Annotated in this window: 23 protein-coding genes and 1 pseudogene; 20 read left to right on the top strand and 4 right to left on the bottom strand. The window is 64.6% G+C overall.

The annotated features are described in order from the left end of the window. From AAG821_RS16790 to AAG821_RS16775, 4 genes and pseudogenes are all read left to right on the top strand, one after another. Nucleotides 1-389 (top strand): annotated as a pseudogene (locus AAG821_RS16790) (DNA recombination/repair protein RecA); the annotation flags it as partial. A gap of 177 nt (nucleotides 390-566) precedes the next feature. Continuing rightward, the gene (locus AAG821_RS16785) at nucleotides 567-1,295 is read left to right on the top strand and encodes a hypothetical protein (RefSeq protein WP_341914779.1); all 729 of its coding nucleotides are present in this window, start codon (nucleotides 567-569) and stop codon (nucleotides 1,293-1,295) included. 413 nt (nucleotides 1,296-1,708) lie between these two features. Then, complete coding sequence (gene alaS / locus AAG821_RS16780) at nucleotides 1,709-4,354, top strand: alanine--tRNA ligase (RefSeq protein WP_341914778.1); 2,646 nt, start codon at nucleotides 1,709-1,711, stop codon at nucleotides 4,352-4,354. 17 nt (nucleotides 4,355-4,371) lie between these two features. Next, entirely contained in the window at nucleotides 4,372-5,559 is a 1,188-nt protein-coding gene (locus tag AAG821_RS16775; RefSeq protein ID WP_341914776.1) for a cyclic nucleotide-gated ion channel, read from the top strand. 26 nt (nucleotides 5,560-5,585) lie between these two features. On the opposite strand, the gene AAG821_RS16770 is transcribed toward AAG821_RS16775, so the two are convergent. Then, on the bottom strand, nucleotides 5,586-6,797 hold the full coding sequence (locus AAG821_RS16770; protein WP_341914774.1) for an NADP-dependent isocitrate dehydrogenase: 1,212 nt from the start codon (nucleotides 6,795-6,797) through the stop codon (nucleotides 5,586-5,588). Nucleotides 6,798-6,978: 181 nt separating this feature from the next. Beyond that, nucleotides 6,979-7,563 (bottom strand): TIGR00730 family Rossman fold protein, encoded by a 585-nt coding sequence (locus AAG821_RS16765; protein WP_341914773.1) that lies wholly within the window; start codon nucleotides 7,561-7,563, stop codon nucleotides 6,979-6,981. Between the two features lie 230 nt (nucleotides 7,564-7,793). On the opposite strand from AAG821_RS16765, the gene AAG821_RS16760 reads away from it, so the two are divergent. Beyond that, entirely contained in the window at nucleotides 7,794-8,240 is a 447-nt protein-coding gene (locus AAG821_RS16760) for a cytochrome c (RefSeq protein WP_341914771.1), read from the top strand. A gap of 58 nt (nucleotides 8,241-8,298) precedes the next feature. Here the strand turns inward: AAG821_RS16760 and AAG821_RS16755 are convergent, their stop codons facing one another. Then, nucleotides 8,299-9,003 carry a cytochrome b/b6 domain-containing protein gene (locus AAG821_RS16755; protein WP_341914769.1) on the bottom strand — a complete coding sequence of 235 codons (705 nt, stop codon included), beginning with the start codon at nucleotides 9,001-9,003 and terminating at the stop codon, nucleotides 8,299-8,301. Between the two features lie 146 nt (nucleotides 9,004-9,149). Here AAG821_RS16755 and AAG821_RS16750 point away from each other — a divergent pair, with 146 nt between their 5' ends. From AAG821_RS16750 to AAG821_RS16705, 10 genes are all read left to right on the top strand, one after another. Next, complete coding sequence (locus AAG821_RS16750; protein ID WP_341914767.1) at nucleotides 9,150-10,184, top strand: Ig-like domain-containing protein; 1,035 nt, start codon at nucleotides 9,150-9,152, stop codon at nucleotides 10,182-10,184. A 146-nt stretch (nucleotides 10,185-10,330) separates the two neighbouring features. Then, entirely contained in the window at nucleotides 10,331-11,368 is a 1,038-nt protein-coding gene (locus AAG821_RS16745) for a Ppx/GppA phosphatase family protein (RefSeq protein ID WP_341914783.1), read from the top strand. Then, nucleotides 11,365-12,054 carry an RlmE family RNA methyltransferase gene (locus tag AAG821_RS16740; RefSeq protein ID WP_341914765.1) on the top strand — a complete coding sequence of 230 codons (690 nt, stop codon included), beginning with the start codon at nucleotides 11,365-11,367 and terminating at the stop codon, nucleotides 12,052-12,054. Before AAG821_RS16745 ends, AAG821_RS16740 begins: the two co-directional genes overlap by 4 nt. A 104-nt stretch (nucleotides 12,055-12,158) precedes the next feature. Beyond that, the gene (locus AAG821_RS16735; protein WP_341914763.1) at nucleotides 12,159-12,872 is read left to right on the top strand and encodes a transglutaminase family protein; all 714 of its coding nucleotides are present in this window, start codon (nucleotides 12,159-12,161) and stop codon (nucleotides 12,870-12,872) included. 11 nt (nucleotides 12,873-12,883) lie between these two features. Further along, a complete protein-coding gene (guaB, locus tag AAG821_RS16730) occupies nucleotides 12,884-14,347 on the top strand; it encodes an IMP dehydrogenase (RefSeq protein WP_341914761.1) in 1,464 nt (487 codons plus the stop codon). Nucleotides 14,348-14,353: 6 nt separating this feature from the next. Continuing rightward, complete coding sequence (locus AAG821_RS16725; RefSeq protein WP_341914760.1) at nucleotides 14,354-15,631, top strand: RsmB/NOP family class I SAM-dependent RNA methyltransferase; 1,278 nt, start codon at nucleotides 14,354-14,356, stop codon at nucleotides 15,629-15,631. Between the two features lie 33 nt (nucleotides 15,632-15,664). Then, nucleotides 15,665-16,141: a tetratricopeptide repeat protein gene (locus AAG821_RS16720; protein ID WP_341914758.1), complete on the top strand. Its 477-nt coding sequence runs from the start codon at nucleotides 15,665-15,667 to the stop codon at nucleotides 16,139-16,141. 116 nt (nucleotides 16,142-16,257) lie between these two features. Then, entirely contained in the window at nucleotides 16,258-16,761 is a 504-nt protein-coding gene (locus AAG821_RS16715; protein WP_341914756.1) for a tetratricopeptide repeat protein, read from the top strand. A gap of 46 nt (nucleotides 16,762-16,807) precedes the next feature. Next, nucleotides 16,808-18,367: a glutamine-hydrolyzing GMP synthase gene (guaA, locus tag AAG821_RS16710; protein ID WP_341914754.1), complete on the top strand. Its 1,560-nt coding sequence runs from the start codon at nucleotides 16,808-16,810 to the stop codon at nucleotides 18,365-18,367. A 50-nt stretch (nucleotides 18,368-18,417) separates the two neighbouring features. Next, nucleotides 18,418-20,046: an ABC-F family ATP-binding cassette domain-containing protein gene (locus AAG821_RS16705; RefSeq protein WP_341914752.1), complete on the top strand. Its 1,629-nt coding sequence runs from the start codon at nucleotides 18,418-18,420 to the stop codon at nucleotides 20,044-20,046. 7 nt (nucleotides 20,047-20,053) lie between these two features. Here AAG821_RS16705 and AAG821_RS16700 read toward each other — a convergent pair whose 3' ends face one another. Beyond that, entirely contained in the window at nucleotides 20,054-20,464 is a 411-nt protein-coding gene (locus tag AAG821_RS16700) for a RidA family protein (RefSeq protein WP_341914750.1), read from the bottom strand. Nucleotides 20,465-20,563: 99 nt separating this feature from the next. Between AAG821_RS16700 and AAG821_RS16695 the strand changes: the two genes are divergently transcribed. The 5 genes from AAG821_RS16695 to AAG821_RS16675 all read left to right on the top strand — a co-directional run bounded on the left by AAG821_RS16695 (nucleotide 20,564) and on the right by AAG821_RS16675 (nucleotide 24,696). After that, nucleotides 20,564-21,475: a LysR family transcriptional regulator gene (locus AAG821_RS16695; RefSeq protein WP_341914748.1), complete on the top strand. Its 912-nt coding sequence runs from the start codon at nucleotides 20,564-20,566 to the stop codon at nucleotides 21,473-21,475. Between the two features lie 118 nt (nucleotides 21,476-21,593). Next, nucleotides 21,594-22,775 carry a formate-dependent phosphoribosylglycinamide formyltransferase gene (gene purT, locus AAG821_RS16690; protein ID WP_341914746.1) on the top strand — a complete coding sequence of 394 codons (1,182 nt, stop codon included), beginning with the start codon at nucleotides 21,594-21,596 and terminating at the stop codon, nucleotides 22,773-22,775. A gap of 14 nt (nucleotides 22,776-22,789) precedes the next feature. Further along, a complete protein-coding gene (locus AAG821_RS16685) occupies nucleotides 22,790-23,188 on the top strand; it encodes a RidA family protein (RefSeq protein ID WP_341914744.1) in 399 nt (132 codons plus the stop codon). Nucleotides 23,189-23,261: 73 nt separating this feature from the next. Further along, a complete protein-coding gene (locus AAG821_RS16680; protein WP_341914742.1) occupies nucleotides 23,262-24,323 on the top strand; it encodes a sulfotransferase in 1,062 nt (353 codons plus the stop codon). After that, nucleotides 24,310-24,696 (top strand): ArsC family reductase, encoded by a 387-nt coding sequence (locus AAG821_RS16675; protein ID WP_341914740.1) that lies wholly within the window; start codon nucleotides 24,310-24,312, stop codon nucleotides 24,694-24,696. The genes AAG821_RS16680 and AAG821_RS16675 overlap by 14 nt, the downstream gene beginning before the upstream one ends. Nucleotides 24,697-24,726 lie beyond the last annotated feature (30 nt).

The raw sequence follows: 24,726 nt of genomic DNA, 5'->3' as shown, positions 1-24,726 counted from the left end.
CTTCCGTCCGCCTCGATATCCGCCGCATCGGCGCGATCAAGATCCGCGACGAGGTGGTGGGCAACCAGACCCGCGTGAAGGTGGTCAAGAACAAGGTGGCGCCGCCGTTCAAGGTGGTCGACTTCGACATCATGTATGGCGAGGGTGTGTCCAAGACCGGCGAACTGATCGACCTGGGCGTGAAGGCCAATGTGGTCGAGAAGTCGGGCTCCTGGCTCTCCTTCGACAGCCAGCGCATCGGCCAGGGCCGCGAGGCCGCCAAGACCTTCCTCAAGGAAAACCCTGAGGTGGCCGCACGGATTGAAGCCGCGATCAAGGCCAACACCGGCATCGTGGCTGCCGCCATCGACGCCGGCCCGGATGCGGGCGAGGCCGAAGACGCTGAGTAAGATTTCGCCCTGCTCAAACGCCGGTAAACCACGGCGCCTGAGTTAATTCTCCTCCATGGGCAAAGCCCCGGCAGCGGACCTCGCTGCCGGGGTTATTTTTTGCCCTGAGCGAATCAATTTCTGGAATGATGGGCTCTGGATGGCCGCTCAATTTGGCGGGACGGTGAGGGGGAATACATGCACCAGACGACAAAGCTGGTTGCCGCGTGGATGATCGTTGTCATCCTGGGCGTCTTGGGCACAAGTGAAGAGGCTGCCGGCGCGTCCAGGTCCAGTAGACCAGTCGAAATTTGCCTGAAGGACACCAAGAGCGGCGCGCTATCAGTCGGGATTCCGAAGGAATATTTGGTTTTTCCCAGGCAGATGTCGGGTGGCATGATCGAAGAGGCGGTAGTGGCGGTTTTCCTGCCCTCATCGGCGGCTTGGCAGGACGTTGCCGAACGGCCAGAGCTGTGGCCGCCCCATCTTGATCGTCGGAAGACTTTGGAGGCTCAGTGGCCTGAAGCAAAATCAATCGCATTTTTAACTTTTGCGCCTGCGGAAGGGCGCCCCGAAGACGCGTGGCGTCGCTTTGCGACCGCGGAGAAGCTGGTGCCGACGGGAAGAACGATAGGAAGTTTTGACGAGTTTGCCAGGGCAGTTCCTGCCACGAGAGACGGAGCGCAAAATTCCGATGCCAGGGGAGACCGATACTACATAGGCCAGACCGCAAACATGATGATCACATGCAGATTCCCCACGGTTTATTGCACCGCGCGATCCTATATCGACCGAATCGGTTTCAGATTTCTCATTCATAAGTCGCTATTGAATGAGGCCGATAAGGCCATGGCCCAATTGGCGACACTGTTCTCCAGTTTCATCGAGAATGGCGCTCCTGCCGCAAACTGCGCAGAGAAGAACTGAAGCGGCAAATCTCCGGATGGTCTTGATTCGGTAGGGCTGAACCCTAAATGTTCTGGTTGATCCGGAGGGCCGGCTGGCGATGATCGGTCGTCCGGGCGGTGAACCCCGGGCGAAGCAAAATGAAGCGCTGCGAACCCGCGCGAAGCGCCACGAACGCCCGCGAAGCGCTGCGAACACCAGCGAAGTGCTACGAAGGCCGGCGAAGCAGCGGGCTGGATGATGTGGCGGGAGCTGTACCGCCAGCAATTCCCTATCCGACCAAGGACTTAACCGGCCTGAGACCGGCTGGACAGGGGCGGGGCAGACCGTTAAGACAGGTCTCTTGCCGGACCGGGTCCGGCTCATGACACTGCTGACCATCAAACGACATGGCGACCGGGGGTCGGTCGCCGCCGACCAGGGGTATGACGTCCATGTCCTCCGCCAGCGATATCCGCCAGGCCTTCCTCGACTACTTTGCCCGCAACGGGCATCAGCCGGTCGAATCCTCGCCGCTGGTGCCGCGCAACGATCCGACCCTGATGTTCACCAATGCCGGCATGGTGCAGTTCAAGAATGTCTTCACCGGCCAGGAGAAGCGCCCCTATACCCGCGCGGCCACCTCGCAGAAATGTGTGCGCGCCGGCGGCAAGCATAACGACCTGGATAACGTCGGCTACACTGCGCGGCATCACACCTTCTTCGAGATGCTCGGCAATTTCTCCTTTGGCGACTACTTCAAGGACGAGGCGATCCCGCTCGCCTGGAACCTGATCACCAAGGATTACGGCCTGGCCAAGGACAAGCTCTGGGTCACCGTCTATCACGACGACGACCAGGCCTTCGACATCTGGAAAAAGATCGGCGTGCCGGAAAGCCGCATCGTGCGCATCGCCACGTCCGACAATTTCTGGGCGATGGGCGATACCGGCCCCTGCGGTCCCTGCTCGGAAATCTTCTACGACCATGGCGACAAGATCTGGGGCGGCCCGCCGGGCAGCCCGGAGGCCGATGGCGACCGTTACATCGAGATCTGGAATCTCGTCTTCATGCAGTTCGAGCAGGTGACCAAGGAACAGCGCATCTCGCTGCCCAAGCCCTCCATCGACACCGGCATGGGCCTGGAGCGCATCACCGCGGTGATGCAGGGCAAGCACGACAATTACGACATCGACCTGATGCGCGCGCTGATCGAGGCTTCGGCCGATGCCGCGCATGCCAGTGCCGATGGCGAGCACAAGGTCAGCCATCGCGTGGTGGCCGATCATCTGCGCTCCTCCTGCTTCCTGATCGCCGATGGCGTGCTGCCGTCCAATGAAGGCCGCGGCTATGTGTTGCGCCGCATCATGCGCCGCGCCATGCGGCATGCCCAGCTGATGGGCTGCAAGGAACCGCTGATGCACCGCCTGGTGCCGACGCTGGTCTCCGAAATGGGCCGCGCCTATCCCGAACTCGGCCGCGCCGAGGCACTGATTGCTGAAACCCTGAAGCTGGAAGAGACCCGCTTCAAGCAGACGCTGGATCGCGGCCTCAAGCTGCTGGATGAAGCCACGGCCGGCATGAGCAAGGGCGACATGCTGCCGGGCGAGACCGCTTTCAAGCTGTATGACACCTACGGCTTCCCGCTCGACCTGACCCAGGATGCGCTGCGTCCGCGCGGCATCAACGTCAATCTCGATGGTTTCCAGTCGGCCATGGCGGCGCAGAAGGCCGAGGCCCGCAAGGCCTGGGCCGGTTCGGGCGAAGCCGCGACCGAGAAGGTCTGGTTCGAGCTGCGCGAAGACAAGGGCGCCACCGAATTCCTCGGCTACGACACGCAAAGCGCCGAAGGCCGCATCGATGCCATCATCCTCGACGGCAAGCCGGTGACCGAGGCCAAGGCTGGCACTGAAGTCGCCATTCTGCTGAACCAGACGCCGTTCTATGCGGAATCCGGCGGCCAGCAGGGCGATGCCGGCATCATCACCACGGCCGGCGGCGCCAGGGTCGAGATCAGCGACACCCAGAAGAAACTCGGCGCGCTGCATGCCCATCTGGGCAAGGTGGTCGCAGGCACGCTGAAGGTCGACGACATGGCGATCCTCACGGTCGATGCCACGCGCCGCGCGGCGATTGCCTCCAACCATTCGGCCACGCATCTGCTGCATGCAGCGCTGCGCCGCAAGCTGGGCGATCACGTGACGCAGAAGGGCTCGCTGGTGTCACCGGATCGTTTCCGCTTCGATATCAGCCATCCCAAGCCGATCAGCGCCGAAGAGGCCGCGGCGGTGGAAGCCGAAGTCAATGCGATGATCCGCCAGAACGATGCCGTCACCACCCGCCTGATGACGCCGGATGAGGCGATCAAGGCCGGTGCGATGGCGCTGTTCGGCGAGAAATATGGCGACGAGGTGCGCGTGCTCTCGATGGGCAAGCTGGAGGACGGCAAGGATTACTCCGTCGAGCTTTGCGGTGGCACCCATGTCAAGCGCACCGGCGACATCGCGCTGTTCAAGATCGTCAACGAGGGCGCGGTCGCCGCCGGCGTGCGCCGCATCGAGGCGCTGACCGGCGAGGCCGCGCGGCATTACTTCCTCGAACAGGAAGAAACCCTGCAGGCCGCCGCCGATGCCCTGAAGGCGCAACCGAAAGACGTGCCGCAGCGCCTGGCGGCCTTGCTGGACGACCGCCGCAAGCTGGAGCGCGAACTGTCTGAGTTGCGCAAGCAGCTTGCCACCGGTGGCGGCAGCGGCGGTCCGCAGGTGAAGGATCTCAACGGCGTGAAATTCGCGGCCCGTCAGCTCGATGGCGTGCCGGCCAAGGATCTGCGCGGCATGGTCGATGCCATGAAGAAGGACATCGGCTCCGGTGTTGTCGCGCTCACCTCGGTGGCCGATGGCAAGGTGGCGGTGGTGGTCGGTGTCAGCGCCGATCTGACGGCCAGGCTGAACGCTGCCGATCTGGTCAAGATCGCCACGCCGCTGATCGGCGGCCAGGGCGGCGGTGGCCGGCCTGACTTTGCCCAGGGCGGCGGTGCCGATCCGGCCGGTGCCGAAAAGGCGCTGGACGCGATTGCCGCCGAAATCGGCAAAGCCGCGTAACGCAGCCGGCCGGCGCGATGTTACAGACTGACTGGCGCCGGCGCTGTTTCGATCTGCTGAGCGATGATCGCCGCGATGCGTCGATCGGTCACCGGCTGATCTCGACGCTGATCATCGTCAGTGTGTTCGTCTGTGCCGTGGCCATCATGCTGGTCACCGTGCCGGGCTTCGAGCCGCGCACCATCTTCTGGCTCGACCGCCTGCGCGAAGCCACCGATATCCTCTTCACCGCCGAATACCTGCTGCGCATCTGGATTGCACCGGCCTATGCCCATGGCGGCCGGGTCAGCGCGGCGGCGATGCGGCGGCGCTATATGGGCTCCTTCCTTGGCGTCGTCGACCTGCTGGTGATCCTGCCCTTCTGGCTCAACCTGATCGTGCCGTTCCCGCGCGACCTGTTCCTCGCCACCGAGATGTTCACCCTGTTCAAGCTGGCGCGCTACACGCCCGGCCTCACGCTGGTGGCGGCGGTGCTCAAGCGCGAAGCGCGCGGCCTCACCGCGGCGCTGGGTGCGGCGGGTGTGCTGCTGGTGGTGGCATCCTGCATCATGTACATGCTCGAACACGACGCGCAGCCCGAGGTGTTCGGCTCGATCCCCAAGGCGCTGTGGTGGGGCATCGTCACCGTCGGCTCGGTCGGCTATGGCGACATGATCCCGATCACGCCACTGGGCAAGATCTTCAACGGCGTCATCATCCTGATCGGCGTCGGCACCATCGCCATTCCCGCCGGTCTGCTCGCCTCCGGTTTCGCCGAGGAGATCAAGCGCCGCGAATTCATGGTCACCTGGCGCGCGGTGGCCTCCCTGCCGCTGTTCCACAAGCTTGATGCCAGTTCGATTGCCGAGATCGCCAGCCTGCTGAAGGCCCAGGTGGTGCCGTCAGGCACCGCCATCGTGCGCAAGGACGAACGTGCCGAGGCGATGTTCTTCATCATGTCGGGTGAGGTGGAGGTGGAAATCCTGCCGCAGCCGGTGGTGCTGGGGCCGGGCCAGCATTTCGGCGAGATCGCCCTGCTGCGCCGCACCGACCGCACCGCCACGGTCAGCGCCATCACCGACTGCCGCCTGCTGGCGCTGGAGGTCACCGATTTCCAGCGCCTGCTGCATGTGCATCCCACCATCAAGGAGCATATCGATCGCCTGGCGGCAGAGCGGCTGGAGCAAAGAAAAACGGCGGAGGGCTCTGCACCCCCCGCCGTCTGATCGGAGCTTGAAGAGAGAGCGGCGGCTTACGCCAGCGCCTTCTTCATGTTCTCGTCGATCTTGTCGAGGAACTTCTGGGTGGTCAGCCAGGGCTGGTCCTTCGAGATCAGGACCGCGAGGTCCTTGGTCATGAAGCCGGCTTCCACGGTGGAGACGCAAACCTTCTCCAGCGTATGGGCAAACTTGTCCAGCTCGGCATTGCCATCCAGCTTGGCGCGATGCATCAGGCCGCGCGTCCAGGCGAAGATCGAGGCGATCGGGTTGGTCGAGGTCTCGCGGCCAGCCTGGTGTTCGCGATAGTGACGCGTCACCGTGCCGTGCGCCGCTTCGGCTTCCACCACCTTGCCGTCGGGGGTCATCAGCACGCTGGTCATCAGACCCAGCGAACCGAAGCCCTGCGCCACCACGTCGGACTGCACGTCGCCGTCGTAGTTCTTGCAGGCCCAGACGAACTTGCCCGACCACTTGATGGCGCAGGCCACCATGTCGTCGATCAGGCGGTGTTCGTAGGTGATGCCGGCGGCCTTGAACTTGCCGGCGAACTCCTGCTCGTAGACCTCTTCGAACAGATCCTTGAAGCGGCCGTCATAGGCCTTGAGGATGGTGTTCTTGGTCGACAGGTACAGCGGCCAGCCGCGCACCAGCGAGTAGTTCATGCTGGCGCGGGCGAAGTCGCGGATCGAGTCATCGAGGTTGTACATCGCCATGGCAACACCGCTGCCGGGTGCCTTGAAGACTTCCTTCTCGATGATCTTGCCGTCCTCGCCGACGAACTTGATGGTCAGCGTGCCCTTGCCGGGGAAGCGGAAGTCGGTGGCGCGATACTGGTCGCCGAAGGCATGGCGGCCGACCACGATCGGGTCGTTCCAGTGCGGCACCAGGCGCGGCACGTTCTTGCAGATGATCGGTTCGCGGAAGATCGTGCCGCCCAGGATGTTGCGGATCGTGCCGTTGGGCGACTTCCACATTTCCTTCAGCTTGAACTCGGTCACGCGCTGCTCGTCCGGCGTGATGGTGGCGCATTTCACGCCGACGCCGTGCTTCAGGATCGCATGGGCGCTGTCGATGGTGACCTGGTCATTGGTCTGGTCGCGGTATTCGACGCCGAGATCGTAGTACAGCAGGTCCACATCCAGGTATGGCAGGATCAGCTTTTCCTTGATGAACTTCCAGATGATGCGGGTCATCTCGTCGCCATCGAGCTCGACGACCGGATTTTTGACCTTGATTTTCGCCATTAATAACTCCCTCGCGACCACGGTTGCGTGTTGTGATTGGGTGGCCGGACCCTAGCAAACAGGGCGGGAGCGGAGAAGCCCTAAGGCCCCGCCGGGCGGGTGGATTTAAACTTTAGGCGGGGCGAGAAAAGGTCAATCGGGGCCGGGCCGGCCCGGGACATGGCCGCCGGGGCCGGGCCGTTCAGATCTTGCTGCTGCGGGTCGCGTGTTCCGGGGACGGTTCGGCCAGCAGGGCGGCGATCACCGCCTCGGCATCGTCGACCACCGTGTACAGCGAGGTGGCGCTGCGGCGGGCGAAGCCACGCTCGATCACGGTCTCGATCAGGGCCATCAGCGGATGCCAGTAGTCCTCGGTGTTGAGCACCAGCACCGGCTTGTCATGCAGCTTGAGCTGGCGCCAGGTGATGACCTCGAAGAATTCGTCCAGCGTGCCCAGGCCGCCGGGCAGGGCGATGAAGGCATCCGACATTTCCACCATCATCTTCTTGCGGGTGTGCATGCTGTCGACGACATGCAGCTCGGTCAGACCGGTATGGCCCACTTCCCAGTCATGCAGATGGTTGGGGATGATGCCGACCACTTCGCCGCCCGCCTTCATGACGGCATCGGCAACCACGCCCATAAGGCCGATACGGCCGCCGCCATAGATCAGGCGGATGCCGTTCTCGGCCAGGCGGCGGCCGAGAATCTGGGCTTGGGCCGTGTAAACCTGGCTCTCGCCGAGGCTCGAGCCGCAATAGACGCAGACGGAGCGAATGGCGGTCATGGAATCAATCCGGAAAACAGGTGGAGGCGGGTTTCTTTGGGGTGGGGATGGGTAGCTGATTCCGCCCCCCGATGCCAGTGGAAAAGCCCGTTTGGCCACCACTTCCGGGAGGCGTAGCCGGCCCGCTAAATTTTTCGTGAGGGTTGAAGGACTTGTCGTCCGCTGCGGCCGACCCGGTATAGAGTGAATCGCCCGGACAGCAGACGGGTTTCAACGAGGGGAAAATACATATGGCTACGTGGCATAAGGCAGTCCTGGCGGCAGCGCTGGGTCTCGCGGTGGTGTCCGTCGGCGGTCTTGCCTTTGCCCAGGCAGACGCCATCAAGGCGCGCAAGGACGGTTTCCAGGTGTTCCGCGTTTCGGCGGGCGCCATCAAGAAGGTGGTCGACGACAACAGCGCGCCGTCCGGTGCGGTGGCCGCAGCCGAGGCGATTGCCCAGCAGGCGGCACGCCAGCTGCAGCATTTCCCGGCCGGTTCCGACAAGGGCGATACCAAGGCGAAGCCGGAAATCTGGACCAACTGGGCCCAGTTCGAAGCGAACATGAAGGATCTCGAAGCCAAGGCGACCGCCGTTGCCACAGCCGGCAAGGCCGGCGATGCGGCGGCGCTGAAGACCGCCTTTGGCGCCATGGGCGGCGCCTGCGGCACCTGCCACAAGGCCTTCCGCAACGACTGACCCGATCTCTCGGGGTGCAGACCAGGCGCAGCCCGCGAGGGCTGCGCCTTTTTTGTGGTTACTTGATCAGGGCGATGCCGCCGAAGACCGCGGCGAGGCAGAGCGCAAAGATCACCAGCGCCAGCAGCGGATGACCGCCGGCGGCATCGGCCGCAGCCGGGGCATCCTTTTTGCGGCCGGTGACCATCGGCGTCACCAGGTTTTCTTTCTTGACCGTCAGGTAGAAGACGGTGGCGAGCAGATGCACCGCGATCACCGCCAGCAGCAGCCAGACCGCCTTGCGATGAATGGTGCTGAGCAGGGCGGCGGTGCTGCCGGAAACCTTTGAGAACAGCGGCCCGTCGGTGAAAATATCGTCGCTGGTGAACAGGCCGGTGCAGGCCTGCAGCAGCAGCAGCCCCAGCATGGCCAGCACGGCGTAGCCGCCGATCGGGTTATGGCCGATGTATTTCGGGCCGGGCCGGCCGAACAGGGTGCCGAGATAGCGCAACCCGGTCATCGGCCCGGTGACGAAATCGGCAAAACGGGCATAGCGGTTGCCGGTAAAGCCCCAAATCAGCCGGAACAGCACCAGGCTGAGAACCACCTGGCCGAGCGTCATATGCAGGTCCAGCTTGCCTCTCCAGGCCGTGGCGACCATGACGATGACCAGCCCGACCAGGGCCCAGTGGAACAGGCGGGTCGGCAGATCCCAGACCCTGATCTGGGTCTGGATCGAAGCGGTGCCGGCTGAACCGGTGGCGGGGTGGGGCGTTTCAGTCATGAACCACTTGCATGAAGGGAGGGGCAGCGTTTTGCAGTGCAATTGTAAGGAATTGCAAACCTTGGGCAAGGTAGGGGTGTTGTGTCGCCTCTGGCGAGGACTTAATCTCACGCGTCGTTCACAATTTTGCTAGCCGGGACAATCGGGTGCGGGGCAGTCGCTTCTTCTTCATTCTTCTCGCCGTCGCGGTCCTGGGCATCCTGGCCGTGATCTTTTTCGGCGCCGACGCCAACAAGCGCGGCATGACGCCCACCGCCAATATCCCGCCGCCGCCGGTGCCGGCCGCGCCAGTCGCGCCAGCGCCCGACAGCGTGGCCAAGGCGCCGCCCAGCTTCGATGTCGTGCGCATCAGCCGCAACTGCACCTCTGTTTTCGCCGGCCGCGCCATGGCCGGCTCGGTGGTGGTGATCAAGGCCGGCCAGCGCGAGCTTGGCCGTGTCACCGCCGATACCCGCGGCGAATGGGTGCTGGTGCCCGATCTGCCGCTGGAGCGGGGCAACCAGGAATTCACGCTCGAGTCCCAGATGCAGGGCCAGGAGCCGATCAAGGCCGAGGCCTCGGTGGTTGCCGTGGTGCCGGAATGCCAGCCAGGCGAGGGTGGCGAGCAGGCGATTGCCGTGCTCACCCCGCTGAAGGGCGCCAGCCGTCTGCTGCAGCGTCCCGACGGTCCGCTTGATCCGGCCCGCAAGGGCCTGGCACTGGATGCCATCGAATACGACCAGACCGGCAACCTGATCCTATCGGGTCGCGCCCAGCCGGGCTCGACCGTACAGATTTACCTGAACAACGAGCCGATCGGCGTTGCCACCGCCGACAACAACGGCCGCTGGACCCTGCGGCCCGACAAGGCGGTCGATCCGGGCATCTATTCGCTGCGTGTTGACCAGGTCGAACAGGCCGGCGGCAGGGTCGCCTCAAGGCTGGAAATGCCGTTTGCCCGTGCCCGGCCCGAGGATGTCAAATTCGACGCCAGTGGCAACAGCATCATCGTGCAGCCCGGCAACAGCCTGTGGCGCATTGCCCGCCAGATTTACGGCCTGGGCCCGCGCTATACCGAGATCTACCGGGCCAATCAGGCCCAGATTCAGGACCCCGATCTGATCTATCCGGGCCAGGTCTTTGCCGTGCCGCGGCCCGCCGGGCAGCCGGCTGGCGCCCAGCCCGGCGGCAAGTCGAACTGAGCGGATCAGCCGGTCCCGGGCCTTCCGGGCCGGCTGTCATCCCTTACCCCGCCGGCCCCGGCGCGCTACACTCCTCCCGATTTGCAATTCCAATTGCGCCGGCCGGTCGGACCCCGCCAGGCGCATCGAGGACCGGTTTCGTGAGCATGGATTCCCCCGTTGCCCGGCAGGGGCCTGCCGGGGCGGCGGCTGCGCCGGGCGCGCCTGCGCCGGTCTTTGCCGCCATCGATCTCGGCACCAACAACTGCCGGCTGCTGATCGCGCGGCCGTTGCGCGAGAATTTCCGCGTCATCGAGGCGTTCTCCCGCATCGTCCGGCTGGGCGAGGGGCTCAGTGCATCCGGTCGCCTGTCCGAAGCGGCGATGGCGCGCACCATCGAGGCGCTGAAGATCTGCTCCGAGAAGATGGCGCGGCGCAACGTGGCGATTGCGCGCGCGGTTGCCACCGAGGCCTGCCGCCGCGCCGCCAACGGCGCCGAATTCCTGCACGAAGTCAAAACCGCCACCGGCATCGACCTCGACATCATTTCCACGCAGGAGGAGGCGCGTCTGGCGCTGGCCGGCTGTGCGCCGCTGCTGGAACCGCCGCATCGCCAGGCCATCGTTTTCGATATCGGCGGCGGCTCGACAGAAATCCTGTGGGCCCGCCTGCTCAGCGGTGGCCGCACCGAAGTGATTGACTGGATTTCGTTGCCGTTTGGCGTGGTCAACCTGACCGAACGCTTCGGCCCCGGCGACAGCCACAGCGGCAGCTATGGCCAGATGATCGACATGGTGGCCGAAGCGCTGCAGCCTTTCGAGACCAAGCATGAATTGGGTCCGCAGCTGAAGACCGGCTTCATCCAGGTGCTGGGCACATCGGGTACGGTGACGACGCTGGCCGGCGTGCATCTCAACCTGCCGCGCTACGAGCGTCGCCATGTCGATGGCTGCTGGCTGGAATTCCCCACCGTGATCGAGCAGTCGCGGCGACTGGCCTCGCTCAGTGTCCCGGACCGCGCCTTGCATCCCTGCATCGGCGAGGAACGTGCCGATCTGGTGGTGGCGGGCTGTGCCATTCTGGAAGCGCTGTATCGCTTCTGGCCGGCGACACGCCTGCGCGTGGCCGATCGCGGCGTGCGCGAAGGTGTACTGGTCGAACTGATGCGCCAGCGGCGCCGGCAGCAGCATGGGAGACGGTCATGAACGCGCCGCGCAAACCCGGCCCCAAGGTGAAAGTGAAAACCGCGCGTGGCCGCAGTGTCGGCCAGGCGAAATGGCTGCTGCGCCAGTTGAATGATCCCTATGTCGCCGCGGCAAAGTCCGAAGGCTGGCGCAGCCGCGCCGCCTACAAGCTGATCGAGCTGGACGACAAGTACAAACTGCTCAAGCCCGGCATGCGCATCGTCGATCTGGGTGCGGCGCCCGGTGGCTGGACCCAGGTGGCGGTGAAGCGCGTGAAGTCGCTCGACAAGGGCCCCGGTGCCGGCGGTGGCTTCGTGCTCGGCGTCGATATCAATCCGGTCGATCCGATCCCCGGCGCCACGCTGCTGCTTCAGGATTTCCTCGCCGAGGGCGCCGACCAGAAGGTGATCGATGCACTGGGCGGCAAGGCGGACTTCGTGTTCTCCGACATGGCTGCACCCGCCACCGGCCATCGCCAGACCGACCATATCCGCATCATGGCGCTGTGCGAGGTGGCGCTCGACTTCGCCATCCGGGTGCTTAATCCGGGCGGCGGCTTCCTCGCCAAGGTGCTGCGCGGCGGCACCGAAAACGAGCTGCTTGCCACCATGAAGCGGGATTTCCGCACCGTCCGGCATGTCAAACCGCCGGCCAGCCGGGCGGATTCGGCCGAGAGTTACGTGATTGCCACCGGCTTCCGCGGCTAAATAGCCTGAATTCCTGCGTTTCTTGAGGCTGGACCGCGCCGGAAAGACGGTCTATATCCTCCGCGGCAAGGATACCTTCCTCCCAGTCAGGAGCCGCCTTGCCAATGACCGCGCCGGAGCTTTCCGAGCCCGCGGTGGACCCGGCATACCTTGCCGCCACCCCCTACATCGACAGCGATCATGCGGCCGTGCGCGCCCTGGCGCGCGAGGCAGTCGGGGATGAGACGGACAACAAGGCCAAGGCGATCCGGCTCTATTACGCCGTCCGCGACCGTTTTCTTTACGACCCCTACAGCGTCAAGGTCAGCCCGGATGGCATGCGGGCGTCGGGCGTGATCGAGCGCGGCAAGGGCTTCTGCGTCAACAAGGCGATCCTGCTGGCCGCCGTGGCCCGTGCCGAGGGCATTCCGTCGCGGATCGGCCTGGCCGATGTGAAGAATCATCTTGCCACCGCGCGGTTGCGGTCCCAGATGGGCACGGATGTTTTCTACTATCACGGCTTCACCGAGCTGTTCCTCGACGGGAAGTGGGTCAAGGCCACGCCGGCCTTCAATCTGGAACTCTGCGAGAAATTCCGCGTGCTGCCGCTCGATTTCGATGGCGAGACGGACTCGGTGTTCCATCCCTTCGATGCCGACAACCGCCGCCATATGGAATATGTCGCCGATCGCGGCAGCTTCGCTGACCTGCCATTCGGCGAATGGCGCGATGCCATGTTGAAATATTACCCCGACCTGATGCGGGAAGACCTGCCGGCTGGCGATTTCGCCGCCGAGGCCGCCGCTGAAGCAAATACACCCCAGAATAAAAACGCGTAAGGAGCCACCCGATGCAGTTTCGTGAAGCCTATACATTCGATGACGTTCTGCTCGAGCCGGCAGCCTCCAGCGTGCTGCCCACCGAAGTCGACACCCGCACGCGCATCACCCGCAGCATCGAACTCGGCATCCCGCTGATCTCGGCGGCGATGGACACCGTCACCGAGGCCAAGATGGCGATTGCCATGGCCCAGGCCGGCGCCATCGGCGTGCTGCACAAGAACATGACCATCGAGGAACAGGCCCGCGAAGTCACCGCGGTGAAGAAGTTTGAATCCGGCATGGTGGTCAATCCGCTGACCATCGAACCGAATGCGACGCTGGCCGATGCGCTGGCGCTGATGGAACGTTACGGCATCCACGGCATCCCGGTCACCGAAGGTCATGGCGGCAAGCTGGTCGGCATCCTGACCAACCGCGATGTGCGCTTTGCCACCAACATGCAGCAGCCGGTGCATGAGCTGATGACCAAGAGCCCGCTGATCACCGTGCGTGAGGGCGTCTCCAGCGGGGAAGCCAAGCGCCTGCTGCACCAGCATCGCATCGAGAAGCTGCTGGTGGTGGACGAGGCCTATCGCTGCGTCGGTCTGATCACGGTGAAGGATATCGAAAAGGCCCGCCTGCATCCCAATGCCAGCAAGGACGAGCAGGGCCGCCTGCGCTGCGCCGCCGCCGTCTCCACCGGCGCCGACGGCCTGGAACGTGCCCAGGCACTGATCGATGCCGGTGTGGATATCGTGATCGTCGATACCGCGCATGGCCATTCCAGCCGCGTGCTGGAAACCATCGCCGCGATCAAGAAGCGCTCCAATCTCACCCAGGTGATCGGCGGCAATGTCGCCACCGCCGAAGGCACCAAGGCGCTGATCGATGCCGGCGTCGATGCTGTCAAGGTCGGCATCGGCCCGGGTTCGATCTGCACCACGCGCATCGTTGCCGGTGTCGGCGTGCCGCAGCTCACCGCCGTTGCCGATGCGGTATCGGTGGCCAACAAGGCCGGCGTGCCGGTGATCGCCGATGGCGGCATCAAGTTCTCCGGCGATCTGGCCAAGGCGATTGCCGCTGGCGCCAGCGCCTGCATGATCGGCTCGCTGCTGGCCGGCACCGACGAGGCACCGGGCGAGGTGTTCCTCTACCAGGGCCGCTCGTACAAATCCTATCGCGGCATGGGCTCGCTGGGTGCCATGGGCCGCGGCTCGGCCGACCGCTACTTCCAGCAGGAAGTCGGCGACAAGCTGAAGCTGGTGCCGGAAGGCATCGAGGGCCGCGTCGCCTACAAGGGTCCGGTCGGCACCATCCTGCACCAGCTGGTCGGCGGCCTGCGTGCCGCCATGGGCTATACCGGCAATGCGACGCTGGAAGAGATGCGCAGCAACTGCCGCTTCCTGCGCATCACCTCGGCCGGCCTGCGCGAAAGCCATGTGCATGACGTGGCGATCACCCGTGAAGCGCCGAATTACCGGCAGGAGAGCTGAGGTCGCATGACCCCTGCGGCGCGGCTCGCCGCCAGCATCGAGATCATCACCGAAATCCTGGAACGCGCCGCTGCCGCTGACCGTGTGGTCACCGAATGGCAGCGGCGCAGCCGTTTTGCCGGTGCCAAGGATCGCCGTGCGGTGAGCGAAACCGTCTATGCCGTGCTGCGCGAGCAGGGCATGCGGCGCTGGCGCGTCGAAGCCGCGGGTGCCACCCTGACGCCGCGCCTGCTGGTGTTTGCCGATGCGGCCACGCCGCTGCATGTGTGGAAGGAGCTGTGCGCAGCCGGCGGCTATGGCCCGCCGCCGCTGGATGACACCGAGATCGCCGCGCTGTCGAAGCTGCCGAGCGACGAGGATGCGCCGCTCTGGGCCCGCGCCAATCTGCCGCCCAGCGTGGCCGAGATGGTGCAGGCCACCTTCGGCGTGCATACCGAGATGGAACTGGCGGCGCTGAACGGCCGCGCGCCGCTGGATATCCGGGTGAATACCCTGCAGGCAAACCGCGAGACCGTGCTGGAACAACTGCGCGCCGATAGCATCGCGGCTGCCGCGACACCGCTGTCGCCGATCGGCATCCGCATTCCCGAGCGCGTGCGGCTCGACATGAATTCGCTCTATCGCGACGGCCTGATCGAACCGCAGGATGAAGCCGCGCAGCTGGCCGGCCTGCTGGTCGATGCGAAGCCCGATGAAACCGTGGTCGATCTCTGCGCCGGCGCCGGCGGCAAGACGCTGTTATTGGCCGCCTGCATGCGCAATCAGGGCGTGTTGCATGCCTGCGACAACGATGCGCGCCGGCTGGCGCGGCTGGTGCCGCGACTGGAACGCGCCGGCGCTCGCAACATTGTGATCCGCGATGCCGATACGATGCCGGCGCTGCTGAATGAACTGGAAGGCAAGGCCGACCGCGTGCTGCTGGATGTGCCCTGCTCGGGCAGCGGCACTTGGCGGCGCAATCCCGAAGCGCGTTGGCGCTATGATCCTGCAAGCCTGGACGAGGTGTTGCGGCGCCAGCGCGGGCTGCTGGAGGATGGTGCGCGGCTGGTGCGGCCCGGCGGGCGACTGGTGTATGCGACCTGCTCGATTCTGCCGGCCGAGAATGGCGACCAGGCCGACTGGTTCCTGGCGCATCACGCGGAGTTTACGGCTTTGCCTCTGGCCGAGGCGTGGCCGGCGGGTGTAACCGATCAGCGTATCCGGTCCGGCGATCGCCTGATCCTCACACCCTACCGGCATGGCACCGACGGCTTTTTCGCCGCCGCCTTCCGGAGACAGGCATGAGCCGGCCGGCACGCTATAACGAGGAGTTTGCCAATGTCGCGTCTCTCTGCCGTCTTCACCCTGTGCCTCACCCTGCTGATGCTGGGCATGACACCCGCTATGGCTGCCGGTGGCAGCGATCCGGCGCCGAAGGCCGCGCCGGTCGATCCGAACTTCACCGAGGGCAAGAAGGCCATCGACGCCAAGGACTGGGCGAAGGCGATCCCGCTGTTCGAGCAGGTGGTGGCCAAGGACGCGCAGAATGCCGATGCCTTCAACTGGCTGGGCTATGCCTTCCGCAACCAGGGCAACTACGATCAGTCCTTTGCGCATTACACCAAGGCCCTGGCGATCCAGCCGAGTCATCGCGGCGCCCACGAATATATCGGCGAGGCGTATCTGAAGGTGAACAACCTGCAGAAGGCCGAGGAACATCTGAAGCGCCTGGACAGCATCTGCACCTTCGGCTGCGCCGAATACACCGAGCTGAAGGGCAAGATCGCCGCCTACAAGGCCGCCAAGCCGAGCTGACCGGTTCGATTTTACCGGCCGCCGCCACCCTCCTGCCGCCGCGGGAGGGTGGCCCCGGCAGGCCGGTCCGGCCTATACTGGCGGGCATCCGAGGAGCCACATCCAGGGAGCCCGTCATGGCCGCATTGCCGCGTTTTTCCCATCGTTTCCTTGCCGTTTTCGCCCTGCTGACCGGACTGGCCTTCGCGCTTCCGGCGCCGGCCGTTTTCGCCATGGGCAGCAACGATCCCTCCGCCGGCATGCCCAAGGTCGCCGATCCCAATTTCGCCGAAGGGCGCAAGGCGATCGATGCCAAGGACTGGCCGAAAGCCATCGAGCTGTTTTCCCTGGTGGTGGCCAAGAACGACAAGAATGCCGATGCCTTCAACTGGCTCGGCTATGCCCAGCGCAACCAGGGCGACTATGACAAGGCCTTTGCCGCCTATGGCAAGGCGCTCAGCATCGATCCGCGCCACAAGGGCGCCCATGAATATATCGGCGAAGCCTATCTGAAGGTGAACAATGTCGAGAAGGCCGAGGAACACCTCAAGCGCCTCGACAGCATCTGCACCTTCGGCTGCGCCGAACTGACCGAACTGAAAACCAAGATCGCCGCCTACAAGGCGGCCAAGCCGAGCTGAACGCCTCAGCCCGGCTTTTCATCAGCACAGGAGTTTAAAAACGCCGATGGCGGAGCGCATTCTTATTATCGATTTCGGATCGCAGGTCACCCAGCTGATCGCCCGCCGCGTGCGCGAGGCCGGCGTGTATTGCGAGATCGTGCCGTTCCAGAAGGCCGACAAGTGCCTCGACCTGGTCAACGACCACGGCACGCTGAAGGGCATCATCTTTTCCGGCGGCCCGGCATCGACCACCGAGGCATTTTCGCCGCGCGCGCCCGAAGGCGCCTTCAAGCTCGGCCTGCCGATCTTCGGCATCTGCTATGGCGAACAGACCATCTGCATGCAGCTCGGCGGTCAGGTCGAGACCGGCCATCACCGCGAATTCGGCCGCGCCTTCCTCGAGATCAAGGACGATTGCGGCCTGTTCGACGGCGTGTGGAAGAAGGGCGAGAAGCACCAGGTCTGGATGAGCCACGGCGACAAGATCACCGAGATCCCGACTGGTTTCCGCGCCGTCGGCACCAGCGATGGTTCGCCCTATGCCGCCATCGCCGATGACGTGCGCAAGATCTACGCCGTGCAGTTCCACCCCGAAGTGATGCACACGCTGGATGGCGCCAGGCTGCTGCACAATTTCGTGCGCAAGGTGGCAGGCTGCAGCGGCGAATGGACCATGAAGGGCTTCCGCGCTGAAGCGATTGCCAAGATCCGCGAGCAGGTCGGCAAGGGCCGGGTGATCTGCGGCCTCTCCGGCGGCGTGGATTCTTCTGTTGCCGCCGTGCTGATCCACGAAGCCATCGGCGACCAGCTCACCTGCGTGTTTGTCGATCACGGCCTGCTGCGCAAGGGCGAGGCGGAAGAAGTGGTCCGCCTGTTCCGCGACCATTACAACATCCCGCTGATCCACAACGATGCCTCCGAGTTGTTCCTGACCAAGCTGGCCGGCATCAGCGACCCGGAGACCAAGCGCAAGACCATCGGTGGGCTGTTCATCGATGTGTTCGAGGCCGAGGCCAAGAAGATCGGCGGCGCCCAGTTCCTGGCGCAGGGCACCCTGTATCCGGACGTGATCGAGAGCATCAGCTTCTCCGGCGGGCCGAGCGTGACCATCAAGTCGCATCACAATGTCGGCGGCCTGCCGGCGCGCATGAACATGCAGCTGGTCGAACCGCTGCGCGAATTGTTCAAGGATGAAGTCCGCATGCTGGGCCGCGAGCTCGGCCTGCCGGAATCTCTCGTGGGCCGGCATCCTTTCCCGGGGCCGGGCCTCGCCATCCGCATTCCGGGCGACATCACGAAAGAAAAGCTTGACCTGCTGCGCGAGGTGGATGCGGTCTATCTGGATGAGATCCGCCGTTCGGGCCTCTATGACCAGATCTGGCAGGCCTTTGCCGTGCTGCTGCCGGTGCGCACGGTGGGCGTAATGGGCGATGGCCGCACCTATGACCAGGCCTGTGCACTGCGCGCGGTGACCTCGACCGACGGCATGACGGCGGATTACTACCCGTTCCCGCATGACTTCCTTGGCCGCGTCGCCACCCGCATCATCAACGAGGTGCGCGGCATCAACCGCGTGACCTACGACATCACCTCGAAGCCGCCCGGCACGATTGAGTGGGAATAATCCACGCGTGGGAATGAGCGGTTTCGAAATTTTCAGTTAGTGCAGACCCCATGATTCGTCTCGATAACGTCAGCAAGCAGCACGGCCACCAGATCCTGTTCATCGACGCGTCGATGAGTCTCCAGAAAGGCGAGAAGGCGGGGCTGGTCGGGCCGAATGGCGCCGGCAAGTCGACGCTGTTCCGCATGATCGTCGGCGAGGAAAAGCCCGACGATGGCCAGGTGGCGATCGATACCGGCATGACCATCGGCTATTTCAACCAGGATGTCGGCGAGATGTCGGGCCAGAGCGCGGTTGCCGCCGTGATGGACGGCGTCGGCCCGGTGAGCGCGCTGGCCGCTGAGATGGCACAGCTGGAAGCTGCGATGGTCGATCCGGACCAGGCCGACAACATGGAGGCCATCATCGAGCGCTATGGTGAGGTGCAGGGCCGCTTCCAGGAGCTGGACGGCTATGCGCTGGAGGCCAAGGCGCGCGAGGTGCTGGCGGGCCTGAGCTTCAGCCAGGAGCGCATGGATGGCGATGTCGGCCTGCTGTCAGGCGGCTGGAAGATGCGCGTGGCGCTGGCCCGGATTCTGCTGATGCGGCCCGATGGCATGCTGCTGGACGAGCCGAGCAACCATCTGGATCTCGAAAGCCTGATCTGGCTGGAGGCTTTCCTCAAGAATTACGAGGGCGCGCTGCTGATGACCTCGCATGACCGCGAGTTCATGAACCGCATCGTCGGCAAGATCGTCGAGATCGACGGCGGCTCGCTCACCACCTATTCCGGCAATTACGATTTCTACGACCAGCAGCGGGCGCTGAACGAGAAGCATCGCCAGGCGCAGTTCGAGCGCCAGCAGGCGATGCTGGCCAAGGAGATCAAGTTCATCGAGCGCTTCAAGGCGCGCGCCTCGCATGCCGCGCAGGTGCAGAGCCGGGTGAAGAAACTGGACAAGATCGAGCGCGTCGAGCCGCCGCGCCGGCGCCAGGCGGTGCAGTTTGAATTCCGGGTGCCGCCGCGCTCGGGTGAGGACGTGGCGAGCTTCCGCAATGTTCACAAGGGCTATGGCAGCCAGCCGATCTATACCGGGCTGGATTTCCAGGTGCGGCGCAAGGAGCGCTGGTGCGTGCTGGGCGCCAACGGCGCGGGCAAATCCACCCTGCTCAAGCTGATCGCCGGCGATACCAAACCCGACGAGGGCACGGTGAGCCTCGGCAGCAGCGTGAAGATGGGCTATTTCGCCCAGCATTCGATGGACCTGCTGGACGGCGACGACACGATTTTCGAAACGCTGGATAAATCATTCCCGCAGGCCGGACAGCCGGCGTTGCGCACGCTGGCCGGCTGCTTCGGTTTTTCCGGCGACGATATCGAGAAGACCTGCCGGGTGCTGTCGGGCGGCGAGAAGGCGCGTCTGGTGATGGCCAAGATGCTGTACGACCCGCCGAACTTCCTGGTGCTCGACGAACCGACCAACCATCTCGACATGGCCACGAAAGAGATGCTGGTGGCGGCGCTGGCGGATTTCGAGGGCACCATGCTGTTCGTGTCGCATGACCGCCATTTCCTCGCCGCGTTGTCCAACCGCGTGCTGGAGCTGACACCCGAGGGCGTGCACCAGTTCACCGGCGGCTATACCGAATATGTGACACGCACCGGCCAGGAAGCGCCGGGCCTGCATCCGGGCGGTTGAGAAGGGCTTAGCGGCTCGGGATTCGCGCAACGACCTTGAGCTCGAAATCGAATCCCGCCAGCCAGGTGACGCCCACCGCGGTCCAGGTCGGCCAGGGGGCTGCGCCGATTTCCGCCGCGCGGATCGCCATCACCGTCTCAAGCTGCTGTTCCGGATCGGTGTGGAAACTCGTCACATCCACCACGTCGTCGAAGCTGCCGCCCGCCGCCGCCAGCACGGCTTTCAGGTTGGTGAAGGCAAGCTTCACCTGTTTGGCGAAGTCCGGCTCGGGCGAGCCGTCGGCGCGGCTGCCGACCTGGCCGGAGACGAACAGCAGGTCGCCGGCGCGGATCGCCGGCGAATACTGATGCAGGTCGTAGAGCGCATGGCGGTCGGCGGGGAAGATGGCGTCGCGGCCGGACGTCGGAGGGTTGGGCATGGGATGATCCTTTCAATCTGTTCCGGGCACCAGATAGCGGATCGGCATTGTTCGGATTAGTCATTGAATTCGGCATGGGTTGATGCAAAATCCCCAGCAATGACCCATCCCTCACATTCCCGGCCCTCGCTCACCGATCTCACCGCTTTCGTGGCGGTCGCCACCCATCGCAGCTTCCGGCGCGCGGCGGATGAGCTGGGCATGGCGCCGTCGACGCTGAGCCATGCGATGCGGGCGCTGGAGGAGCGCATGGGTCTGCGCCTGCTGAACCGCACGACGCGCAGCGTGTCGCCGACCGAAGCGGGATTCCAGTTGCTCGACCAGCTGCAGCCGGCGCTGGCCGCGCTGGACGATGCGCTCGACAGCGTCGCCGGCTTTCGTGGCCATGTCGCCGGCACCGTGCGGGTGAATGCGCCGCGGCTGGCGGCCGCGCTGCTGGTGCGCGCCGTGCTGCCGCTGATGGCGCAGCGCTTTCCCGATGTGGCGGTGGATATCGTCGTCGAGGGGCGGCTGGTCGATATCGTTTCCGGCGGCTTCGATGCCGGCGTGCGGCTGGTGGACTCGATCCCCAAAGACATGATCGCGGTGCCGCTGGCGCAGCCGGTGCGGTTCATCTGCGTCGCGGCGCCGGACTATCTCGCGCGCGCGGGCATACCGAAAACGCCGGACGAGCTGACGCGGCATCGCTGCATCGGGCATCGCCTGCCGGGCGGCAAGCTCTATCGCTGGGACTTCGCGCGCGCCGGGCAGGGCATGACGGTCGATACCGCCGGTGCCGTGGTGCTCGACGATGAGGAACTCATGGTCGATGCCGCCGTGCAGGGGCTGGGCATCGCCTATGTTGTCGACCTGGCCGCCGCGCCGGCACTTGAGGCGGGGCAGTTGCGCAAGGTGCTGTCGGCCTGGATGCCGGCGGCGGAAACGATGGCGGTCTATTATCCCGGCCACCGCGCCGTGCCGCCGGCGTTGCGGGCCTTCCTCGATGTCGTGCGGGAAACGGTGAGGGGATAGGCCTTCCGGTCAGGTTTTTTTTACAGGGCGGGCCGTCATGCCGGTGCCTCCGAAGCTGGCCGGGCGATTTCCCGCCGTTGTATGATCGGCGCATGCTTCAACCGATTGAAAAAAGATCATGACCCCCACTGCCAAAATCCTTCTCCTCGGCTCGGGCGAGCTGGGCCGCGAATTCGTCATCTCCGCCAAGCGGCTCGGCGCCCAGGTGATCGCCTGCGACAGCTATGCCGGCGCGCCCGCCATGCAGGTGGCCGATGGTTTCGAGGTTTTCTCGATGCTGGATGGCGCCGCCTTGGGCGCGGCCATCGACAAACACAAGCCGGATTTCGTGGTGCCGGAAGTGGAAGCGATCCGCACCGAGGTGCTGAAGGAGTATGAGGATCGCGGCCAGAAGGTGGTGCCGTCGGCGCGCGCCACGCTGATGACCATGAACCGCGACCGCATCCGCGATGTGGCGGCCAATGAACTCGGCCTGCCGACATCGAAATTCCTCTATGCCGAAAGCCTGGACGAGATGCGCGCCGCGGTCGCCAGCGTCGGCATCCCCTGCGTGGTCAAGCCGGTGATGTCGTCGTCGGGCAAGGGCCAGAGCACGGTGAAGGCCCCGGCCGATATCGACAAGGCCTGGGACTATGCCGTGGCCGGCATGCGCGGCGACCGCAAGCGCGTGATCGTCGAGGCTTTCATCGCCTTCGACTACGAGATCACGCTGCTCACCATCCGCACCCGCGACGGCGTGCTCTTCTGCCCGCCGATCGGCCACCGGCAGGAGCGCGGCGACTATCAGGAAAGCTGGCAGCCGACGCCGATGTCGGACAAGGCGATTGCCGAGGCGCAGCGCCAGGCCAAGGCGGTGGTCGACAATCTCGGCGGCTATGGCCTGTTCGGCGTCGAATTCTTCATCAAGGACGACGCGGTGATCTTCTCCGAACTGTCGCCGCGCCCGCATGACACCGGCATGGTGACGCTGATCTCGCAGAACCTGACCGAATTCGACCTGCATGCGCGCGCCATTCTCGGCCTGCCGATCCCCAGCATCACCCAGCATGGCGCCAGCGCCTCGGCCGTCATCCTCGCCGACCGCGACGCCACCGAATTTTCCATCACAGGCCTGGCCGATGCCTTGCAGTCGCCGGCGCCCGGCACCGATATCGACCTGCGCATTTTCAGCAAACCGACCACGCGGCCCTATCGCCGCATGGGCGTGGCGCTGGCGCTGGTGAAGGATGGCGATACCGATGCAGCGCGCAAGGCAGCAAAAGCCGCCGCCGACAAGGTGAAGATCGTCTACAAGGCTTGAAAAGGGCAGGGACCATGACCATCGCACGCAGCAATCCGCCGGGCCTGTCGAAGCCGACCGGCTATACCCATGTCACGGTCGTCCCCGCTGGCCGCCAGGTTCACATCTCGGGCCAGGTGGCGCTCGATGCCGATGGCAACCTGGTCGGCAAGGGCGATCTGGGCGCGCAGACCGAGCAGGTGCTGAAGAATCTGAAAACCGCGCTCGCCTCTGCCGGCGCCGATTTCAGCCATGTGTTCAAGATGGTCACCTATGTGGTGGATCTCTCGCCCGACAAGCTGCCGGCGGTGCGCGGCGCACGCGGCAAGGTGTTCGGCGATGGCCCGTATCCGGCCAGCACGCTGGTCGGCGTCACCGCGCTGGTCAATCCGGATTTCCTGATCGAAATCGAAGTGATCGCCGCGCTGGACTGAACGTCCGGCCGGGCCGCCCGGCCCGGCTTTGTGCCGCCCTGTTTACGGTTCATTTAGGCCGGGTCTGCAACCAATGGAGGCTGAGCCAGTCGCCATGCAGACATCGGACAGCACAATGGAATTGGACCGTCCCGTATTCATCGGCGGAACCGGACGCTCGGGCACGTCGGTCATGGCGGAGCTGTTACACAGCCATCCCGACTTCTGCCTGCCCGGCCATGAGAACAAGCTGATCGTCGAGCGCGCCGGCCTCAAGGACCTGGTGCAGCAGCTGGGCGGGCGTTACGACCTGGTGCGCAATCACACGGTCATCCATGATTTCGTCAACCGTGCGCTTCAGTTGCGCCGCTTCGGCTTCCGTGATCGCCAGCTCAACGAGCAGATGGAGCGGATCGGCAAGGAGCGGAACCTGCCGTTCCAGCAGGCCTTTGAGATCATCCAGCGCGACAATCCCGATGCCAAGGGCGCGATGCATGCTGTGGGGCAGTATTTCGGCGCGATCCATTACGAAGCCTGCGTCACCGAATTCGTCAACCGGCTGACCGCGCATGTGGTGAGCGAAGGCATCGTCAACAGCGAAGGCCTTCTGAAGCCTTTCTTTGTCGCCAGGGTTTTCTCGCGCGCCGAGATGCTGGCTGAATGCCGCCGGCTGCTGGAGCGTCTCTATGGCGGGGTGGTGCGCAACGCCGGCGCGTCACGCTGGATTGACGACACGCCGCAGAATTTCCTCTCTATCGATTTTCTCCATGACCTGTATCCGAAGATGAAGTTCATCCACATGGTGCGCGACCCGCGCGATGTGGTCTCGTCCTTCGCCCAGCAGGTCTGGTTTCCCTCCGATGAACTGCTCGCGGTTTCCGCCTGCGCCGCCATGATCCGGTCGTATCGCGCGCTGAAGGACAACATCCCGGCCGACCGCCTCATCGAGGTCAGGCTGGAGGATCTGGTCCACCGCAAGGACGCGACGCTGGAGCGGATCGCCGGTTTCCTTGATGTCGACAACCGCTTCGATGGCGGCATCGTCTCGCCAGGCGGCGCCCATATCGGCCGCGGCCACAAGGGCTTCGATCCAGCGGTTCCCGCCGAGCTGCGGCGCGAGCTGGAAGACTGGATGCAGTTGCATGGTTATGCGTAAACTTGCCGGCATGACCATCACCATCTACGGCATCAAGAATTGTGACACCATGAAGAAGGCCTTCACCTGGCTGAGCGATCATGGCGTCACGTATGTTTTCCATGACTACAAGGCCGCGGGCATCGACCGCGCGCATCTCGAGACCTGGTGCAAGGCGCTGGGCTGGGAGACCGTGCTCAACCGCGCCGGCACCACGTTTCGCAAATTGCCCGAGGCCGAGCGCGCAGACCTGACCGAGAAAAAGGCCATTGCGCTGATGCTGGCACAGCCCTCCATGATCAAGCGGCCCATGCTTGCCTTTGGCGCGGGCAAGCTGATGGCCGGCTTCAAGCCCGAGCTGTATGCGGCCGCGCTGCAGGCAAAAGCCTCCTAAACGCCGGTTTTCGTGCCGCGAAGCGACGGC

Source organism: Ferrovibrio terrae, from assembly GCF_943372915.1.
Lineage (GTDB): Bacteria > Pseudomonadota > Alphaproteobacteria > Ferrovibrionales > Ferrovibrionaceae > Ferrovibrio > Ferrovibrio terrae_A.
The sequence above is the reverse complement of the archived record's forward strand: the minus strand, read 5'-3'. Positions and strand labels throughout refer to the sequence as shown.

Bases quoted from the DNA above. Each gene is read 5' to 3' on its own strand.
- AAG821_RS16785 (WP_341914779.1), top strand. From the start codon at position 567: ATGCACCAGACGACAAAGCTGGTTGCCGCGTGGATGATCGTTGTCATC.
- alaS (WP_341914778.1), top strand. From the start codon at position 1,709: ATGTCCTCCGCCAGCGATATCCGCCAGGCCTTCCTCGACTACTTTGCC.
- AAG821_RS16775 (WP_341914776.1), top strand. From the start codon at position 4,372: ATGTTACAGACTGACTGGCGCCGGCGCTGTTTCGATCTGCTGAGCGAT.
- AAG821_RS16770 (WP_341914774.1), bottom strand. From the start codon at position 6,797: ATGGCGAAAATCAAGGTCAAAAATCCGGTCGTCGAGCTCGATGGCGAC.
- AAG821_RS16765 (WP_341914773.1), bottom strand. From the start codon at position 7,563: ATGACCGCCATTCGCTCCGTCTGCGTCTATTGCGGCTCGAGCCTCGGC.
- AAG821_RS16760 (WP_341914771.1), top strand. From the start codon at position 7,794: ATGGCTACGTGGCATAAGGCAGTCCTGGCGGCAGCGCTGGGTCTCGCG.
- AAG821_RS16755 (WP_341914769.1), bottom strand. From the start codon at position 9,003: ATGACTGAAACGCCCCACCCCGCCACCGGTTCAGCCGGCACCGCTTCG.
- AAG821_RS16745 (WP_341914783.1), top strand. From the start codon at position 10,331: ATGGATTCCCCCGTTGCCCGGCAGGGGCCTGCCGGGGCGGCGGCTGCG.
- AAG821_RS16740 (WP_341914765.1), top strand. From the start codon at position 11,365: ATGAACGCGCCGCGCAAACCCGGCCCCAAGGTGAAAGTGAAAACCGCG.
- AAG821_RS16735 (WP_341914763.1), top strand. From the start codon at position 12,159: ATGACCGCGCCGGAGCTTTCCGAGCCCGCGGTGGACCCGGCATACCTT.
- guaB (WP_341914761.1), top strand. From the start codon at position 12,884: ATGCAGTTTCGTGAAGCCTATACATTCGATGACGTTCTGCTCGAGCCG.
- AAG821_RS16725 (WP_341914760.1), top strand. From the start codon at position 14,354: ATGACCCCTGCGGCGCGGCTCGCCGCCAGCATCGAGATCATCACCGAA.
- AAG821_RS16720 (WP_341914758.1), top strand. From the start codon at position 15,665: ATGTCGCGTCTCTCTGCCGTCTTCACCCTGTGCCTCACCCTGCTGATG.
- AAG821_RS16715 (WP_341914756.1), top strand. From the start codon at position 16,258: ATGGCCGCATTGCCGCGTTTTTCCCATCGTTTCCTTGCCGTTTTCGCC.
- guaA (WP_341914754.1), top strand. From the start codon at position 16,808: ATGGCGGAGCGCATTCTTATTATCGATTTCGGATCGCAGGTCACCCAG.
- AAG821_RS16705 (WP_341914752.1), top strand. From the start codon at position 18,418: ATGATTCGTCTCGATAACGTCAGCAAGCAGCACGGCCACCAGATCCTG.
- AAG821_RS16700 (WP_341914750.1), bottom strand. From the start codon at position 20,464: ATGCCCAACCCTCCGACGTCCGGCCGCGACGCCATCTTCCCCGCCGAC.
- AAG821_RS16695 (WP_341914748.1), top strand. From the start codon at position 20,564: ATGACCCATCCCTCACATTCCCGGCCCTCGCTCACCGATCTCACCGCT.
- purT (WP_341914746.1), top strand. From the start codon at position 21,594: ATGACCCCCACTGCCAAAATCCTTCTCCTCGGCTCGGGCGAGCTGGGC.
- AAG821_RS16685 (WP_341914744.1), top strand. From the start codon at position 22,790: ATGACCATCGCACGCAGCAATCCGCCGGGCCTGTCGAAGCCGACCGGC.
- AAG821_RS16680 (WP_341914742.1), top strand. From the start codon at position 23,262: ATGGAGGCTGAGCCAGTCGCCATGCAGACATCGGACAGCACAATGGAA.
- AAG821_RS16675 (WP_341914740.1), top strand. From the start codon at position 24,310: ATGGTTATGCGTAAACTTGCCGGCATGACCATCACCATCTACGGCATC.